The organism is Hyphomicrobiales bacterium (assembly GCA_002869065.1).
In the GTDB taxonomy this organism is placed as follows: Bacteria; Pseudomonadota; Alphaproteobacteria; order Rhizobiales; family Rhodobiaceae; genus Rhodobium.
Window position 1 is genome coordinate 156295 of the sequence record PKTR01000007.1, and the last position, 16249, is coordinate 172543.

Below are 16249 nucleotides of genomic sequence, written 5' to 3' on the forward strand. Positions count from 1 at the left end.
AATTGTCGACAAAGTCACACAGTTTGCTTGCTATGGTCATGAGTGGATCAAGGATCGCGCTCGCGGTATTCGGTGTTCTCGTCTCGGTCATGCTGCTTGGCATGCCGCAGGCATCGGCCGAAACGCGCACGCTGCATCTCTACAATACCCATACGCATGAGCGCACGGCGATCACCTTCAAGAAGAATGGTCGCTATGTTGCTTCCGGGCTCCGCCAGCTCAACCGCTTCCTGCGCGACTGGCGGCGCAACGAGAGCATCAAGATGGATCCGGAACTGTTCGACCTCATCTGGGAGGTCTATCAGAAGACGGGCGTCAACAAGGACATCCACGTGGTGTCCGGCTATCGCTCTCCGGCCACCAACAACATGCTGCGCAAACGCTCGCGCGGCGTCGCCAAATTCAGCCAGCACACGCTGGGCAAGGCGATGGACTTCTTCATTCCCGGCTACGATTCCTACAAGATCCGTGTGATCGGTCTGCGCCAGCAGGTCGGCGGCGTCGGCTATTATCCGCGTTCGCGCAGCCGGTTCATTCACCTCGACACCGGCCGGGTGCGCCATTGGCCGCGCATGACCCGCAGCCAGTTGGTCAAGGTCTTCCCGCGTGGCGAAACGCTGCACGTGCCGTCCGACGGCAAGCCGCTGCAGGGCTACAGCACGGCCCTGGCGCGCGCCAAATCCGGCAAGCGTGCCCGCACCGCGACCGTCGTTGCCTCGGCCTCCAGCTCGCGCTCGGCAGCCCGCTACACCAGCGGTGACGACGACATCGTCCGCCAGAAGGGGTCCGGCAAGGGCTTCCTGTCCGCCCTGTTCGGCGGTGGCCGCGACGAGGAAGAGGATTCCATCCAGCCCGAAGAATCGGCAGGTCCGGTTCCGCCGGCAACCGTCGCCAGCCCGTCGAAGGCCGTCGCCGATACATTGCCCGGTTTAGAGCAGACGCCAACTCCGGCCGCGGCCCCCGAGCCGGCGCCCGAGCCGGCGCAGGAAACCCTGGTCGCTTCCGGCCCGGCGCCGAAACCGCGCTCCAAACCGCTCGCGCTTCTGGCAAGCGCGGAAACGACCCCGCAGGTCGAGGGTGGCGAAGCAATCATCGCCATGGTGCCGCGCAACAAGCCGGTGTTCCAGCAGATCGCCTCGGCCTTGCCGCCGGCGGACGACGCAACCGCTTCGATCCCGTCCGACAAGCCGACCATCGACACCAATGCCGCGGCCGTGCTGGGCTATGGTCCGGCAGTGCCGACGACCAAGCCGAATTCGGTGCTCGACGCGACCCGTCAGTTCGCAGCCGTCGACAGCGCGACCGACGTTCCGTCGCCGCGTGACCGTCCGCAGCGACTTGCGGCCCGCGCCGAGAGCGGACTGCCCAGCGGCAAGTCGGATCGTCAGATGGTCGCCAATACCGATGCAGTCGGTTCGATTTCCGGCAGCCGCCTTCGCAGCCGCCTGTTCGTCGACGCCAAGACCACCCGGACGATGTCGTTCGCCAATTTCAGCCACCCGGACCAGCACAGCCTCGCCGTGCTGATGGCAAAGCCGAACCGCGCACTTGCCAACGGGTTCGTCCCCGAGACGGCCGACGAAAGCCTGCAGTCGACGGTGTTCACCGGCTCGGCAATCGGAACGCTCACGGTCGTGCGGCTCTACTGAGCTCGACACGCAATCCGACATGAAAAAACCGGGCTCCGTTGAATCGGAGCCCGGTTTTTTTGTTGTCCGGCTTCAATGCCGATCCATTGAACGGCATGCGCCCTATTCGTCGGCGGGCGCCACCATGCCAAGCGCGTGCATGTAGAGATCGAGCATCGCTTCCTGCTCCTCGCGCTCGGCCTGCTCCTGCTTGCGCAGCCGTACGACCTGGCGAATGACCTTGGTGTCGAAACCGGTCCCCTTGGCCTCGCCGTAAACTTCCTTGATATCGTCCGCGATCGCCTTCTTGTCTTCTTCGAGACGCTCGATCCGTTCCACGAAAGCCCGCAATTGTGCTGCCGCGATTCCGCCCGGCTCCGCCATAGCCTGAAACTCCTGCAATCCTGTTGTCCCGACCGGTAAACCGGCCGCATGCGAGAAACGATACGCAGCCCGGCCCGGACTGCCGCCACCCGTTCGGGTGGCAAGTGGTGCCCGATGCCGCCGGATCGGTCAAGACCGAAAGCCGGCAGTCGGAGTGGTCCAGCCGGTTAGTGGTCCTTCGGCCGGCTGATCTCGTAGGCGGCGAGCTGCTCGGCCGTCGCCTCGGTCTGATAGCGCGCCTTCCAGTCGTCATAGGGCATGCCGTAGACGATCTCGCGCGCGCCGGCCTTGTCGAGATCAAGGCCCTTCTCGTTCGCCGCGTCCTGATACCAGTTCGACAGGCAATTGCGGCAGAAGCCAGCCAGATTCATCATGTCGATATTCTGCACGTCGGTGCGTTCGGCCAGATGCGCCACCAGCCTGCGGAACACGGCTGCTTCCAGATCGCGTTGGGTCGTCTCGTCGAATTCGGCCATGGCCTCCCCCTCGTTGTTGTGACGCCCGCACCTTTTCCGTCCTGAAGCGCGGAGCGATTTGGGTGAAAAATCTCCTAGCCCGCGGCAGAGCCGTAGACGTGAATATCGTTCATCCCCGGCAGGGCGAGGATTTCTTCTATGATCGGCGCCAGCCGGTCGGCCCATTGCTCGACGCCTTCATCGTCGGAAATGAGATCCTGGCGCACCTCGATCAACGCATGTGCGATGCCTCGAACCGTCCCGTGCCGGTAGAGCGAGTCGTTCTTCAGCGCGCCCGTATAGGGTTCGTTGTCGCCAACGACGAGGCGCGGATCCTCGCGCAGCTTCTCGATCAGCGGCAGCGCGAAGCGCGGATCCTGATCCCAAAGGACGCCGGCGTGCCAGGGCCGGGGCCAGCCTCGCCAGACCGGCGTGAAGCTGTGCACGGAAAACACCGCCGGCGGCTTGCCCGCCGCAATACCGGCGTCGATCGCCGCATCCACCGCGCCGTGATAGGGCGCGTAGAACCGCTCGACGCGGCGCTGTTTCTCGGCTTCGTCGACCTTCGCGTTGCCCGGCAACACGACGCCGTCCGACAGCCGCATCACCAGCGTTGGATCGTCGGCGCCCCGGTTCGGGTCGATCAACAGGCGCGAGAAGGTCGACAACACCGCCGGCGCGCCAAGGCGGGCGGCAAGCGCCCGCGTCAGCGCCGCCGAGCCGATGTCGTAGCCGATATGGCGGCTCAGCTCCTCACGTGTCGTCCCCAGCGTTCCATACTCGTTCGGCAGCGCGTTCGAGGCATGATCGGCGATGATCAGCAGCCCGCGGTCGGCAGGGCCGGCCACGATTTCAAACGGCACAAAGTCCTCAACGTCCGGAACGGAACGATCCGTCTCACGGTCAACGAGCGTTTCAAGCATGGAAGAAATAATAGTGACCTCCAGGGCGACTTGCCATACGAAGAGATATCTTTTCCCAATGGTGTTGCAAAGCGAGCCGAAGGACGTTTTTGCCCCGCATGTCTGCGCCCGAACAAACGTCCCGAACGCCACCCGCCTCGTTTCACATCGTCGCCTTCCTGGCGCTGATCGCCGGTGCCGTCGCCATGGGCATATCGCCCGTTTTCGTGCGCCATGCCGAGGTCGGCCCCTATGCGAGCGCCTTCTGGCGTGTCGGCCTCGCCTTGCCGCTGCTGTGGGCCTGGGCAGCACTTGAGGAGCGCAACGCGGGCCCCGAGCACACCGCCACACCGTCCTGGACAGGCGCACATGTCCTCGCCGGTCTGTTCTTTGCCGGCGATCTCTTCTTCTGGCATCTCGCCATCATGAACACGACGGTGGCCAACGCCACCTTCCTCGCCACCATGGCGCCGGTCTGGGTGCTGATCGGCTCCGGCCTGTTCATCGGTGAAAGCGTGTCGCGCATGATGTTCGCCGGCCTCGTGCTATGCCTGATCGGCGCCGGCACGCTCGTCGGCACCAGCTACGGCTACGCGCCCGAGCGCCTCATCGGCGATTTCTACGGCATCGCCACCTCGCTGTTCTTCGGCGCCTACTTCCTCGCCGTCCGCGTCGCCCGGCGCACCGCCCGGCCCGGCCTCGTGGTGTACCGCTCATCGCTGGTGACGGCGGCTGTCCTCTTTGTCGTCGCGCTCATCATGGATGACGGCTTCCTACCCGACACGATCTACGGCTATGCCGCCCTTCTGGCGCTCGCCGTCGTCAGCCATTCCGGCGGCCAGGGCCTGCTGGCATACGCGCTCGGCCATTTGTCGGCCGCCTTCTCCTCGCTGGTGATCTTCCTCGAAGCACTTGCCGCGGCCACCTTCGGCTGGATCCTGCTCGGCGAGGCCCTCACCCTTTTGCAGATATCCGGCGGCGCGGCGATCCTGCTCGGCATATGGGTCGCCCGCCCGCGTTCACCTTAAGCCCCGTTCCAGACAGCTCCAGTGGGCCTTGCCACGATAGTGTCGCATTTGCCCGACTAGGTGCCTTTAGCCGGCAGGGGAAGCGGCAAACGCGGCCTGCGGTGGCGCGCTCGAGCGGACGATATCGGCGTCCGGTCGTTGACAAGCCCCGCCGACGCCGCAATAACGCGAGAAGACCACAAACCGTTCGAGGCACTCAGACTCCCTTCGATGAGCCTGGTTTGTCGCGACGGATGACAATAAGTCACATGAACCTGAAGTCACGCCTGTCCCTGCTCAGCCTGATTATCGCCGCCGCCGTCGTTTCGGCAGCGCCGGCTTATGCCGATTTCCGTTTGTGTAACAAGACGGTTAGCCGCGTCGGCATCGCGATCGGCTACAAGGACAAGGACGACTGGGTGACCGAGGGCTGGTGGAATCTTCCGCCCGACACCTGCGAGACGCTGGTGCCCGGCCCGTTGATTTCGCGATTCTATTACATTTATGCCATAGACTACGACCAAGGTGGGGAATGGAGCGGTAAGGCATATATGTGTACACGCGAAAACGAATTCACCATCCGGGGCATCGCCGACTGCGTTGCCCGCGGATATGAGAAGACCGGTTTCTTCGAAATCGACACCGGTGAACAGCGTAGCTGGACCGTTCAGCTGACCGAACCCTCTCAAGAGGGGACGGGCGGTCAATGAAGCGTCTTCGTCGCACCAAAATCCTCGCCACTCTCGGACCAGCAACCTCGAACATCGAGGCCATCGAGAAGTTGTCGCGCGCCGGTGCGGATGTCTTCCGCATCAACATGAGCCACACCTCGCATGACGCCATGCGGGAGCTGGTCGAATCGATCCGCAATGTCGAACTGATGATCGGCCGGCCGATCGGCATCCTGGTCGACCTGCAGGGTCCGAAGCTGCGCGTCGGCACATTCGAGAATGATTCCGTCGAACTCGTCGCCGGCAACAAATTCCAGCTCGATTCCGATCCCGCGCCCGGCAACGAAACCCGCGTGCACCTGCCCCACCCCGAAATCCTCGAAGTGCTTGCCGCCGGCGACCGCCTGCTGCTCGACGACGGACGCCTGCGTCTGGTCACCGAGAGCTGCGACGGCAAGACGGCCGTCGCCCGCATCGAACAGGGCGGCACCTTGTCGAACCGCAAGGGCGTCAGCATTCCCGACACCACGATCAGCGTCAGCGCCATGACGCCGAAGGATCGTTCCGACCTCGATGCGGCGCTCGCCGAGGGCATCGACTGGATCGCGCTGTCCTTCGTGCAGCGCCCGGAAGACGTCGCTGAACTGCGCAAGATCACGCGTGGCCGCGCCGGCGTGCTCGCCAAGATCGAGAAGCCGCAGGCGCTCGTTCAGTTGAACGACATCATCGAGCTGTCCGATGCGCTGATGGTGGCGCGTGGCGACCTCGGCGTCGAGATGCCACTGGAAAAGGTGCCCGGCCTGCAGAAGCAGATCGTTCGCGCCGCGCGCCGTGCCGGCAAGCCGGTCGTCGTCGCGACCCAGATGCTGGAATCGATGATCGAGTCGCCGGTGCCGACCCGCGCCGAAGTGTCCGACGTCGCCACCGCCGTGTTCGAAGGCGCCGATGCGATCATGCTGTCGGCCGAGTCGGCCGTCGGCGAGCACCCGGCAGAGGCCGTGCGAACCATGGGCAAGATCGCCTACGAGGTCGAGCAGGACCCGAACTTCATGAACATCCTGCGGGCCCAGCGCACCGACCCCGAAGCGACCGGTGCCGACGCCATTGCGGCCGCCGCGCGCCAGATCGCCGAAACACTCAATCTGGCGGCGATCGCCTGTTACACCTCGTCGGGAGCCACCGCACTTCGCGTCGCCCGCGAGCGGCCGTCGATCCCGATCATCGCGCTCTCTCCCGTCGTCTCGACCGCACGCCGCCTCGCCCTCGTCTGGGGGCTCTATTGCGTAGCCGGCGAGGACGCACGCGACGAAAGCGACATGGTCGACCGCGCCTCGCGCACCTGCTTCCGCGAGGAATACGCCAAGCCCGGCCAGCGCATCATCATCGCAGCCGGCGTTCCGTTCGGCACCCCCGGGTCGACGAACATGCTGCGCATCGCCTTCGTCGGCTCGGACGGCGAGACCGGTATCTAGATCAGGTCTCGAACACCGATGAACCTTTCGATCCGGCGCCCGCGAGGCGCCGGTTTCGTTTCGGCATCCAGATGGCCTGACGCTAACGCCCTTCGCCCAACAGATAGCGGTCCACCACCCGGTCGACGGCAGCGACGATATCGTCGCTACGGGTGTGGTGTGGCATATGCCCCGCCCCCTCCAGAACCGTCAGCCGCGCGCCCGGAATATCGCGCTGCAGCCCGGTCGAATGGATATGGGCGTAGACGACGCCGTCCGCGTCGCCGGTCAGGATTTCCGTCGGCGCGGCTATATCGCCGTAACGCCCCGACAGCTCGCGCACATAGTCGAGCAGATCGGCGACGTCCTCGGCATTGGCGCGGAAGTTGCCCGGCCGGAGCACCAGAGGCACCCGCGTCCGGCCACCGTAATCGTCGGGCGGCACTTCCGGCGCAAACACCGAGCGGATCGACGAACCGAAGATGCTCAAGCCGACCGGCATGGTCAGCGTATGGGTAAACAGTCGTCCGACCAGCGGTCGCGAGGCCAGCCGGTAGTACCAATGGATGCCGCCGTCCCAGGGATGTGTCGCCGCCGCGAGAAACACCAGGCCGGCCGTTTTTTCGGGATGGTGCACGCCGAAGGCGGCAGCTACCGAACCGCCCCAGGAATGCCCGACCACAACGGCCCGCTCGATCCCGCGTGCCGCAAGCAGCCCGGCAAGGATGTCCGCCTGCACCACGGGAGAAGCGTCGTCACGACCGAGCCGCTCGCTCCAGCCGTGACCCGGCCGGTCGAAGAAGGTCAGCCTGTAGCGCCCGCCAAACGCCGCCGACAGGGCCACCATCGGCTCATGCAGATTGCCGCTCGCGCCGTGGATGAACACCACCGCCGGCAACTCCGTTCCGCCCCCGATCGCACGCTCCGCCGTCGCCGGCATGTCGACGACGTGAACCTGGCGCCCATCGACATCGATCAGGTGACCGCTCGCCGGATAGAGACGCGCGATCTTGCGCGCCTGGAAGGCGGTATAGGCGGCAAGGGCAGCAAACAGCGCCGCAACGACGAGAGTGATTACCAACGGTAATGACATGGCCGACCGTCTTGGGAATGGTCCGATAGGAAAGCGGCACGAGCGGCGAAAGGGAGGCGCTTCGAAACCCGTGACGATCCTGAAAGCTTACAGCGGCACGCCCTCGACGTCTTTCGACAAATCGCGTTCGTGCTTGGTGGCGGTCTCGTTATGAGGATAGATCGACAGCACCTTGCGATAGGCCTTGAGCGCCGCCGGCTTCTCCTCGAACTTCTCCATGATCAGGCCGAACCCGATCAGCGCCCCGTAGTGGCGCGGCTCCAGCCGCAGTGTCTGCTCGATATCGTTGAGCGACAGGTTGAGTTCGTCGAGGAGATAATAGACCGTCGCACGCTTGTTCCAGCCTTCGACGAAGTCCGGCGCGAGAAGAACCACCGAATCGAGCAGATCGAGCGCCAGCGGATAGTCTTCCGCGCTGACCGCCAGAAGTGCCCGCTCCATCAGCAGGGAAACGGTCGGGCTGTTGCTCGTCACCAGTTCGCGATTGATCCGCCCGGCGACGCTTTCGGCCTCATCGGCGGTGCGCGCCTCGGCAAGGGCGGCAAACAGCGTATCGAGATGGCTTTCGGCTTCGCTCGCCGGGCCGGCCTTTTCCATTTCGCGCGAGGCGGGCACCTCGAGCAACTCCTTGGCAGCGGCCGGCAGGGACAGCGCCAGCAGCGCACACGGAATCAGAAACAGGCGTGCAACAACAATCATGCCGGCAATAATAATCGCCGGCATGCATCCTGCAAAGAGGCAGATATTGGTAACGCGGCGTCGGCCGCGAAAAGGCTCAGCCCTGGCGGGCTTTGAAGCGGGGGTTCTTCTTGTTGATGATGAACACCCGGCCTTTGCGGCGAACCAGACGGTTGTCGCGGTGACGCGCCATCAGAGCCTTGAGCGAGTTCTTGACTTTCATCGTCTTCTGTCCCGATCGTTCGTATCCCCTCACGCGTTGCCGCGAAGTCTGACGCTCGTCGCGCCGCGTATCGGGAAAACAAAAAGAGCATGCCTTCGGCACGCCCGAAAAAATCTCGCGGAAAATAGGGGCGAACACCCGTCAATGTCAACTGCCGCGATGACGCGACAGCCACCCCTTTTCGACAAATCCTTATTGTTCGCGGAAAGTCCGCCGCAACTGATCGCTCAGCGGCTTCACAAGATAGCTGATGACGGTGCGTTCCCCGGTCCGGATGAACACTTCCGCCGGCATGCCGGGCACCAGCCGCTTGTCGCCGAGTCGCTTTTCCTCGCCCTCGTTCAGGCGCAGCCGCGCGGTGAAATAGGAAACGCCCGTCTTCTGGTCATGCGACAGATCCGGCGAGACCGTCATCACCGTGGCGTTCAACTGCGGTGTCGTGCGCTGATTGAAGGCCGAGAAAGTGATCACCGCCGGCTGGCCGTCCTCGATCTGGTCGATATCGGTCGGCGAAAGCCGCGCCTCGATGATCAACGCATCGGTCTCCGGCACGAGCTGCAGGACCGTCTCGCCGCCCTGGATGACACCGCCGACGGTGTGAACCGCCAATTCGTGCACGAGGCCGGAAATCGGCGCGCGGATCTCGATACGGCGAAGCTGGTCCTCCGCCGCGATCCGCCGTTCTTCCAGCGAGGCGATCTGCAATTGCACTTCCTGCAATTCGCGCAGCAGCGATTCCTGGAAGTCGCGCTTGATCTGCAGGATCTGCAATTCGGTCTCCGAGATCCGCCCCTTGTTGACGGCGATTTGCGAGGTCAGCGCCCCGCTCTCGCCCTTCAGCCGGGCGGCGTCGCGTTGCAGGGCGATGATGCGGGTAATCGGCACGTGCCCCTTCTTGTGCAGCTCTTGCAGGCCGACCAGTTCTTCCTCGATCAGCCGGCTCTCGTCGTTCTTAGCGACCTTTTGGGCTTCCAGCCCGTCGATCTGCTCGTTGAGCTGCTCGATACGCTGACGAAGCTGCTCGACCTGCCCTCTCTGCGTCGTCAGCCGGGCGGCAAACAACGTCTTTTGCCCGTCGAGCACGCGCTGAACTTCGCTATTGTTTGCCCGGGCAAGGAGTTCGGGCGGGAAGGTGATCTCGGTCACCTCGTCTCGTTCGGCCTCAAGCCGCGCACGCCGTGCCTTTCGCTCGGAGAGCTCCTGCATGACGATACCGAGATTGGCCCGCACCAGCGTTTCGTCGAGCCGGATCAGCAGATCGCCGGCCTTCACCCGGTCGCCATTGGCAACGAGGATCTCACCGACGATGCCGCCCTCGCGGTGCTGCACCCGCTTGGTGCTGCTTTCCACCACGACCAGACCGGACGCGACGACGGCACTCGACACGCGCGCCATCACCGCCCAGCCGCCGATGCCGCCGATCAGCAGCACGAGGACCAGCATGCCGAACACGAGATATCGGCGGATCGACGCTGCCATCGATAGGGATTTCGTTGTGCTCATGATCTAACCGGTCGCCCCGACCTGCTGGGTGCGCTGCTTCATGACCTGCGCAAGGATTTCATCGCGCGGACCAAGCGCGACCTGACGGCCGTTGTCGATCACCACGAGACGGTCGACCGCGACCACCGCGCCGGCGCGATGCGCAATGATGACGACGATGCCACCACGCTCCTTGACGCTGCGTATCGCGTGAGTGAGCGCCGCCTCGCCATCGCCATCGAGATTGGAATTCGGCTCGTCGAGAACGACGAGGAACGGATCGCCGTAGATCGCGCGGGCAAGCGCGAGCCGCTGGCGCTGGCCGGCGGAGAGCACCGCCGCGCCCTCGCCCACCTGGGTGTCGTAACCGTCGGGCAGACGCAGTACGAGCTCATGCAGGCCAGCGAGCTTTGCCGCCGCGATCACCGCTTCCGAAGAGCGGTTCGGATCGAAGCGGGAGATGTTGTCGGCAACCGTTCCATCGAACAGCTCCACATCCTGCGGCAGATAGCCGATGTGGCGACCGATCTCATCGTCCGCCCATTGATCGCGCGGCGCGCCGTCGAGCCGAACCGAGCCGCGCGCAACCGGCCACACACCGACAATGGCACGCGCCAGCGTCGACTTGCCACCACCGGACGGCCCGATAATACCGAGCGCCGTTCCCGCCTGAACGGTGAAATCGGCGCCGGTCAGCGTCGGCGTTTGCGCACCCGGCGGCACCATCGTCACGGCTTCGACCGAGAGGTAGTTTTTCGGTGCCTCGAGCGCCATGCGCTCGGGTTCATGGAAATCGCCGAGCACTTTCTTCAGCCGCGTATAGGCCTGATGCGACTGCACCAGCGAGCGCCAGTTCGACACCGCCTGTTCGACCGGCTGCAGCGCCCGCGTCATGATGATGGAGGCCGCGATCATGGTGCCGGGCGAGATCACCTGCTGAACCGCGAGATAGGCGCCGACGGCAAGAATGAGGGACTGCAGGAACAGCCGGAACACCTTGGTAACGACCGAAAACCCGCCGGTGCGATCGCTCGCGACCGCATGCGCGGCGGTGTATTTGTCGCTGATGCCGCGCCAGACATTGCCGACCGCGCTGATCATGCCCATGCCGCGCAGCACTTCGGCGTTGCGCCGCGCCGACTCTGAGAAGGCCGAGCGCTTGCCCTGCAGCGTGCCAGCCTCGCGCAGCGCGTTGCGCGTCATCATGTCGGTCGTCAGCGCAATGATGAACAGGAACACGCCGCCGGCAATCGCCACCGCGCCAAGCATCCAGTGGAACAGCAGGATGACGGCGAGATAAACCGGCATCCACGGCATGTCGAACAGCGAGGTGATCGCCGGGCTGGCGAGGAACTGGCGCACCTGATCGATATCGCGGATCGGCTGGATCACATCGCCGCGCGGGCCCGCGACCAGCGGCATCTCGGTATAGGTCTTGAACGCCGCCATGCCGAGGTCTTCGTCGAACCGATGACCGATACGCACCAGCACCCGCTGGCGGATGAATTCCAACAGGCCGAGGAAGGCGTAAAGGATGACCACCAGCATGGTCAGCGCGAGCAGCGTGGGAATACTGCGGCTGGTCAGCACGCGATCGTAGATCTGCAGCATGAACAGCGGCCCGGTCAGCATCAAAATGTTGATGACCAGGCTGAAGGCGCCAACGCCCCAGAATGCCGTGCGCGCCGAGCGCACGACCTTCGACACAATGTTTTCGTGTATTTTTGCGGCCATGCCCGCCCTGACGTCCCGAAAATTAAAGAAACAACGCCGACTCGCCCCCTGCTAACGCGCGGCCTGCCTTGAACGCACGTTATATAGGAATCGGGGTCTTATTTGCAGGTAAAGCAGCAAGGGAACCGAATTGTTACCCCACCAACGGTGAATTGAAGAAAGATCGAGCCAGACGCAAAGGAATTGCCGGAAAATCGGGCGATTCCGTGAATTCAAGCAAATTCAGATACATAGGAACTTCTTCCCGACGCAAAACGAGCGGGAAAATATCTCGCTTAGATGCACCGACCGCCGTCGACCTCAAGCGCCACGCCGGTCAGGAACTCCGCCTCGCTGGAGCACAGGAACAGCGCCGCATTGGCGATATCGACCGGCTGGCTGAGCCGTCCGAGCGGCACGCTCGCCTGGAACTGCGCCCGCTTCTCAGGCGTGTCCTCGCCCATGAAGAGATGCAGCATGCCGGTTTCGCCGGCCACCGGGTTGAGCGCGACGACGCGGATCTTGTCCGGCGCGAGTTCGACAGCCAGCGACTTGGTCAGCGTGATCGCCGCGCCCTTCGACGCGTTGTAGACGGCGAGATTGGGCCGCGGCCGCACCCCCGCTGTCGAGGCGACATTGAGGATGACGCCGCCGCCACGCGCCCGGAAGCGCGGGATCACCGCATTGGCGCCGAGGTAGATCGCCTTGACGTTGACCGCGAAGATGCGGTCGAACTCGGCTTCCGAAACCTCGGTGACCGGCTTGTTGCGATGAGTGAAGCCGGCATTGTTGACGAGGATATCGACGCCGCCCCATTCGCGCTCGGCTGCCCAGATCATCGCCTCGACATCGTCGGCGCTGCTGACATCGGCCTTGTGGAAGATCGCCTTGTCGCCAAGGTCCTCGGCAACGCGATTACCGGCCTCTTCATTTAGGTCGACGATGACGACCCGCGCGCCCTCGGCAACGAACCGGCGGGCAATCGCCTCGCCGAACCCCGACGCGGCGCCGGTAATCACGGCGATCTTGTTTCCCAGGCTCATCCTCAACCCCCAACGCAACAGCACCAATGTTCCTGCAGCATGACGCGGCGCAGCGGCGCTGGCAACGCCTTTACGCGCCGCTCAGCCGTGCCGGATCGCCACCGTCTTGGTGACGGAGAAGCCATAGAGCGCCTCGAAGCCCTTCTCGCGCCCGTGCCCGCTCGACTTCACGCCGCCAAAGGGCAGTTCGACGCCACCTCCGGCGCCGTAATTGTTGATGAAGACCTGACCGGCCTTCAGCTTGCGGGCGAGCCGCATCTGCCGCCCGCCGTCGCGGGTCCATACACCGGCGACGAGGCCGAATTCGGTACTGTTGGCGACCGATAGCGCATGCGCCTCATCACGCACCGGAATGACGGCGAGCACCGGCCCGAACACCTCGTTGCGGGCAAGCTCCGCATCGCCCGGCACCCGCCCGACCAGCACCGGCGCCGCGTAGTAGCCGCCGGCCGGCGCGGCATCGTCGACGCTGCCTTCAGCCAGCACCTCGAGCCCAGCTTCCTTGGCGCGGGCGACGAAGCCGTCGACCCGCATCTTCTGGCTTTGATTGATCAGCGGCCCGCAATCGAGATCGGCAAGCGCCGGCCCGACCCGCAACCGCGAGAAAGCCGAGACCAAGCGATCGACAACCTCGTCATAGATCGCCTCTTCGACCAGGATGCGGCTGCCCGCCGAGCAGGTCTGGCCGGCATTCTGGATCGCCGCATTGACGAGGAACGGCATCGCCGCGTCGAGATCGGCGTCGGCGAACACCAGTTGCGGCGACTTGCCGCCGAGTTCGAGCGTCACGGGGATCGTGTTCTCCGCCCCCGCCTTCTGGATCAGCTTGCCGACCTCGACCGAGCCGGTAAACGAGATGTGCTGGATGCCGGGATGATGCGCCAGCGCCGCGCCTGCCTCCTCGCCAAAGCCGGTGACGATGTTGATCGCGCCATCGGGGAAGCCCGCCTCGCTCGCCAGCTCGCCGAACATCAGCGCCGTCTGCGAGGCATCCTCGCCCGGCTTGATCACCGTCGCATTGCCCATGGTGAGCGCCGCACCAACGCTACGGCCGATGATCTGCATCGGATAGTTCCACGGGATGATGTGGCCGGTGACGCCATGCGGCTCGCGCAGCGTCATCACCGTGTAGCCGTCGAGATAGGGAATCGTGGTGCCGTGCACCTTGTCCGCCGCCCCACCGTAGAACTCGCAATAGCGCGCTAGAGCGACCGCGTCGGCGCGCGCCTGCTTCAGCGGCTTGCCAACGTCGCGCGCTTCAAGTTCGGCGAGCTTGTCGACATTGTCGCGCACGATATCGCCGAGGCGGGTGATCAGCCGGCCCCGTTCGACCGCGGTCAGCCTGCCCCACTCATTGTCCATGGCGATATGCGCCGCCGCCACCGCTGCGTCGATATCGTCTGCCGTGCCGCGCGCCAGTTCGGCGAACACCTCGCCCGTGCTCGGGTCGACGACCGGAATGGTCTCGCCGCCGGACGAATCGATCCACGCTCCGCCGATCAGGTTCTTGGTCATGCTTGTTCTCCCTCAGGCGTGCGTTGTTCGGCGAAATGGCAGGCGACCCTGCGGCCGCCATTGTTGGCGTCGCCGGCGTCCCGGAGCAAGGGCTCCTTGACCCGGCAGCGCATTTCGGCAATTGGACAGCGCGGTGCAAAGGCGCAGCCGCCGACGGGCTCGTCGGCCCGGTCAGGCTCGATCAGGTCCGCCGCCTTCGTTCCTGCCGCGTGCAGCCGCCGCGCCGGATCGGCCACCGGCACCGCATCGATCAGCGCCCGCGTATAGGGATGCGCCGGCGCGGCGAAGACGTCAGCGGTCGGTCCCGTTTCGACGAGCCGCCCGCGATACATCACCGCGAGATCGTCGGTGACGAGACGGACCACATGCAGGTCATGGCTGATAAATACATAGGTCAGGCCGAGCGTTTCCTGCAGATCGGCCATCAGGTTCAGCACCTGCGCCTGCACCGAAACGTCAAGCGCTGAGACAGGCTCGTCGGCGACGATCAGATCCGGCCGCGTGATCAGAGCACGCGCAATCGCGATACGCTGCCGCTGACCGCCGGAAAACTCGTGCGGATATTTGTCGGCGTCGCGCTCCGACAGGCCGACGGAGGCGAGCGTCTCGATGACGCGGCGGCGGCGCTCGGCACGCGGCGTGCCGGGTTCGAGCCCGATCAGCGGCTCGGCGACGATGCGCCCGACCTTGTGGCGTGGATCGAGCGAGCCGTAGGGGTCCTGAAAGACGATCTGCACATGGCGCCGCATCGCCCGCAGCTCTGCCTTCGACAGCGCGAAGAGCTCCTTGCCGTTGAGATGCACGCTACCCTCGGTCGGCTGCTCCAGCGCTAGGATCGCACGGGCAAGCGTCGACTTCCCACAGCCGGACTCGCCGACGAGCCCGAGAGAACGGCCCCGGCGAATGACAAGATCGATCCCGTCGAGCGCACGGAAGACCGGCGCCGGCGCGAACAGGCTCTCACGCGGCAGCGTGTAGTCGCGCACCAGGCCGGAGACACTGACGAGGGTGTCGCTCATCGCACTCCTCCCAGGCCCAGCGGATGGAAGCAGGCCGTCGACTGATCGGGCGAAAACGCGTCCATCACGGGTCGATCCGCGCATTGCGGCGACCGCCGCGAACAACGCGGCGCGAAGGCGCAGCCAGCCGGCTTCTCGCTCGGATCGGGCACCTGCCCGTCGATGGCGGCAAGGCGGGTTCGTTTGCCTGCAACCACCTCAAGCGCATGCGGCGAGGCCGCGAACAGCCCCGCGGTATAGGGATGGCGCGGCGCGGCAAAGACCGCCGCCGTTGAGCCTTCCTCGACGATCCGCCCGGCATACATCACCGCCACCCGGTCGGTGGTTTCGGCGACGACGCCGAGGTCGTGGGTGATCATCATCAGCGCCATGCCGGTGTCGTCGGCGATCTCCGCAATCAGCGCCAGGATCTGCGCCTGAACCGTCACGTCGAGCGCCGTCGTCGGCTCATCGGCGATCAGGAGGTCCGGCTCACAGGCAAGCGCGATGGCGATCATCACCCGCTGCCGCTGCCCGCCGGAAAGCTGGTGCGGATAGGCATGCGGCGAGAAGCGCGGTGCCGGCAGGCCGACCCGATCAAGCAGCCGCCGGGCGCGGTCCTCCGCCTCGCCCCGCCCGAGCCCCAGATGGATGCGGATACCCTCTGCGATCTGCGCCCCGATCGTGTGAACAGGGTTCAGCGCCGTCATCGGCTCCTGAAAGATCATCGCGATCCGCGCCCCGCGCATGTCGCAGAGCCGGTCCTCGTCCCAGCCGAGCATGTCGTCGCCATCGAGCCGCACCGCGCCGGTCGCGTGTGCGGCACGCGGCAACAGCCCCATGATGGCGAGCGCCGTCATCGACTTGCCGGAACCGGATTCGCCGACAAGGCCGAGCGTGCCGCCCCGGTCGAGCGACAGCGCCACATCTTCTAGAATGCGCGCCGGGCCGCCATCCGTTGGAATGGTGACGGAGAGATCGCGGATGTCCAGGAGATGCGCCATGG

Annotated in this window: 16 protein-coding genes; 4 read left to right on the top strand and 12 right to left on the bottom strand. The window is 64.9% G+C overall.

Going from position 1 to position 16249, the window contains the following annotated elements; all coding sequences use genetic code 11:
* Positions 1-32: 32 nt before the first annotated feature.
* The gene (locus tag C0606_17600) at positions 33-1649 is read left to right on the top strand and encodes an ATP/GTP-binding protein (protein ID PLX35903.1); all 1617 of its coding nucleotides are present in this window, start codon (positions 33-35) and stop codon (positions 1647-1649) included.
* 102 nt (positions 1650-1751) lie between these two features.
* Here the strand turns inward: C0606_17600 and C0606_17605 are convergent, their stop codons facing one another.
* The 3 genes from C0606_17605 to C0606_17615 all read right to left on the bottom strand — a co-directional run bounded on the left by C0606_17605 (position 1752) and on the right by C0606_17615 (position 3390).
* On the bottom strand, positions 1752-2012 hold the full coding sequence (locus C0606_17605; protein PLX35904.1) for a DUF2312 domain-containing protein: 261 nt from the start codon (positions 2010-2012) through the stop codon (positions 1752-1754).
* A gap of 167 nt (positions 2013-2179) precedes the next feature.
* The gene (locus tag C0606_17610) at positions 2180-2488 is read right to left on the bottom strand and encodes a DUF1244 domain-containing protein (protein PLX35905.1); all 309 of its coding nucleotides are present in this window, start codon (positions 2486-2488) and stop codon (positions 2180-2182) included.
* 74 nt (positions 2489-2562) lie between these two features.
* Complete coding sequence (locus C0606_17615; protein ID PLX35906.1) at positions 2563-3390, bottom strand: N-formylglutamate amidohydrolase; 828 nt, start codon at positions 3388-3390, stop codon at positions 2563-2565.
* A gap of 98 nt (positions 3391-3488) precedes the next feature.
* On the opposite strand from C0606_17615, the gene C0606_17620 reads away from it, so the two are divergent.
* From C0606_17620 to pyk, 3 genes are all read left to right on the top strand, one after another.
* Positions 3489-4397 (top strand): EamA/RhaT family transporter, encoded by a 909-nt coding sequence (locus tag C0606_17620; GenBank protein PLX35907.1) that lies wholly within the window; start codon positions 3489-3491, stop codon positions 4395-4397.
* A 239-nt stretch (positions 4398-4636) separates the two neighbouring features.
* Complete coding sequence (locus C0606_17625) at positions 4637-5086, top strand: hypothetical protein (GenBank protein ID PLX36021.1); 450 nt, start codon at positions 4637-4639, stop codon at positions 5084-5086.
* A complete protein-coding gene (gene pyk / locus C0606_17630; protein PLX35908.1) occupies positions 5083-6519 on the top strand; it encodes a pyruvate kinase in 1437 nt (478 codons plus the stop codon). Before C0606_17625 ends, pyk begins: the two co-directional genes overlap by 4 nt.
* A gap of 82 nt (positions 6520-6601) precedes the next feature.
* On the opposite strand, the gene C0606_17635 is transcribed toward pyk, so the two are convergent.
* From C0606_17635 to C0606_17675, 9 genes are all read right to left on the bottom strand, one after another.
* Positions 6602-7591 (bottom strand): alpha/beta hydrolase, encoded by a 990-nt coding sequence (locus C0606_17635; protein PLX35909.1) that lies wholly within the window; start codon positions 7589-7591, stop codon positions 6602-6604.
* A gap of 87 nt (positions 7592-7678) precedes the next feature.
* Complete coding sequence (locus C0606_17640) at positions 7679-8314, bottom strand: hypothetical protein (protein PLX35910.1); 636 nt, start codon at positions 8312-8314, stop codon at positions 7679-7681.
* Between the two features lie 52 nt (positions 8315-8366).
* The gene (locus C0606_17645) at positions 8367-8492 is read right to left on the bottom strand and encodes a 50S ribosomal protein L36 (GenBank protein ID PLX35911.1); all 126 of its coding nucleotides are present in this window, start codon (positions 8490-8492) and stop codon (positions 8367-8369) included.
* A gap of 192 nt (positions 8493-8684) precedes the next feature.
* Positions 8685-9995, bottom strand: coding sequence for an HlyD family type I secretion periplasmic adaptor subunit (locus C0606_17650; protein PLX35912.1), 1311 nt, complete (start codon positions 9993-9995; stop codon positions 8685-8687).
* Between the two features lie 3 nt (positions 9996-9998).
* Positions 9999-11708 (bottom strand): type I secretion system permease/ATPase, encoded by a 1710-nt coding sequence (locus C0606_17655; protein PLX35913.1) that lies wholly within the window; start codon positions 11706-11708, stop codon positions 9999-10001.
* 275 nt (positions 11709-11983) lie between these two features.
* Positions 11984-12730, bottom strand: a complete 747-nt coding sequence (gene fabG / locus C0606_17660; GenBank protein PLX35914.1) for a 3-oxoacyl-ACP reductase — start codon at positions 12728-12730, stop codon at positions 11984-11986.
* Between the two features lie 81 nt (positions 12731-12811).
* The gene (locus tag C0606_17665; GenBank protein ID PLX35915.1) at positions 12812-14245 is read right to left on the bottom strand and encodes an aldehyde dehydrogenase; all 1434 of its coding nucleotides are present in this window, start codon (positions 14243-14245) and stop codon (positions 12812-12814) included.
* Positions 14242-15264: a peptide ABC transporter ATP-binding protein gene (locus C0606_17670; protein PLX35916.1), complete on the bottom strand. Its 1023-nt coding sequence runs from the start codon at positions 15262-15264 to the stop codon at positions 14242-14244. Before C0606_17670 ends, C0606_17665 begins: the two co-directional genes overlap by 4 nt.
* Positions 15261-16247 carry an ABC transporter ATP-binding protein gene (locus C0606_17675; protein PLX35917.1) on the bottom strand — a complete coding sequence of 329 codons (987 nt, stop codon included), beginning with the start codon at positions 16245-16247 and terminating at the stop codon, positions 15261-15263. Before C0606_17675 ends, C0606_17670 begins: the two co-directional genes overlap by 4 nt.
* Positions 16248-16249 lie beyond the last annotated feature (2 nt).

What these genes read in the sequence shown, in the direction of transcription:
- C0606_17600 (PLX35903.1), top strand. Translation starts at nt 33, where the DNA reads ATGGTCATGAGTGGATCAAGGATCGCGCTCGCGGTATTCGGTGTTCTC.
- C0606_17605 (PLX35904.1), bottom strand. Translation starts at nt 2,012, where the DNA reads ATGGCGGAGCCGGGCGGAATCGCGGCAGCACAATTGCGGGCTTTCGTG.
- C0606_17610 (PLX35905.1), bottom strand. Translation starts at nt 2,488, where the DNA reads ATGGCCGAATTCGACGAGACGACCCAACGCGATCTGGAAGCAGCCGTG.
- C0606_17615 (PLX35906.1), bottom strand. Translation starts at nt 3,390, where the DNA reads ATGCTTGAAACGCTCGTTGACCGTGAGACGGATCGTTCCGTTCCGGAC.
- C0606_17620 (PLX35907.1), top strand. Translation starts at nt 3,489, where the DNA reads ATGTCTGCGCCCGAACAAACGTCCCGAACGCCACCCGCCTCGTTTCAC.
- pyk (PLX35908.1), top strand. Translation starts at nt 5,083, where the DNA reads ATGAAGCGTCTTCGTCGCACCAAAATCCTCGCCACTCTCGGACCAGCA.
- C0606_17635 (PLX35909.1), bottom strand. Translation starts at nt 7,591, where the DNA reads ATGTCATTACCGTTGGTAATCACTCTCGTCGTTGCGGCGCTGTTTGCT.
- C0606_17640 (PLX35910.1), bottom strand. Translation starts at nt 8,314, where the DNA reads ATGCCGGCGATTATTATTGCCGGCATGATTGTTGTTGCACGCCTGTTT.
- C0606_17645 (PLX35911.1), bottom strand. Translation starts at nt 8,492, where the DNA reads ATGAAAGTCAAGAACTCGCTCAAGGCTCTGATGGCGCGTCACCGCGAC.
- C0606_17650 (PLX35912.1), bottom strand. Translation starts at nt 9,995, where the DNA reads ATGAGCACAACGAAATCCCTATCGATGGCAGCGTCGATCCGCCGATAT.
- C0606_17655 (PLX35913.1), bottom strand. Translation starts at nt 11,708, where the DNA reads ATGGCCGCAAAAATACACGAAAACATTGTGTCGAAGGTCGTGCGCTCG.
- fabG (PLX35914.1), bottom strand. Translation starts at nt 12,730, where the DNA reads ATGAGCCTGGGAAACAAGATCGCCGTGATTACCGGCGCCGCGTCGGGG.
- C0606_17665 (PLX35915.1), bottom strand. Translation starts at nt 14,245, where the DNA reads ATGACCAAGAACCTGATCGGCGGAGCGTGGATCGATTCGTCCGGCGGC.
- C0606_17670 (PLX35916.1), bottom strand. Translation starts at nt 15,264, where the DNA reads ATGAGCGACACCCTCGTCAGTGTCTCCGGCCTGGTGCGCGACTACACG.
- C0606_17675 (PLX35917.1), bottom strand. Translation starts at nt 16,247, where the DNA reads ATGGCGCATCTCCTGGACATCCGCGATCTCTCCGTCACCATTCCAACG.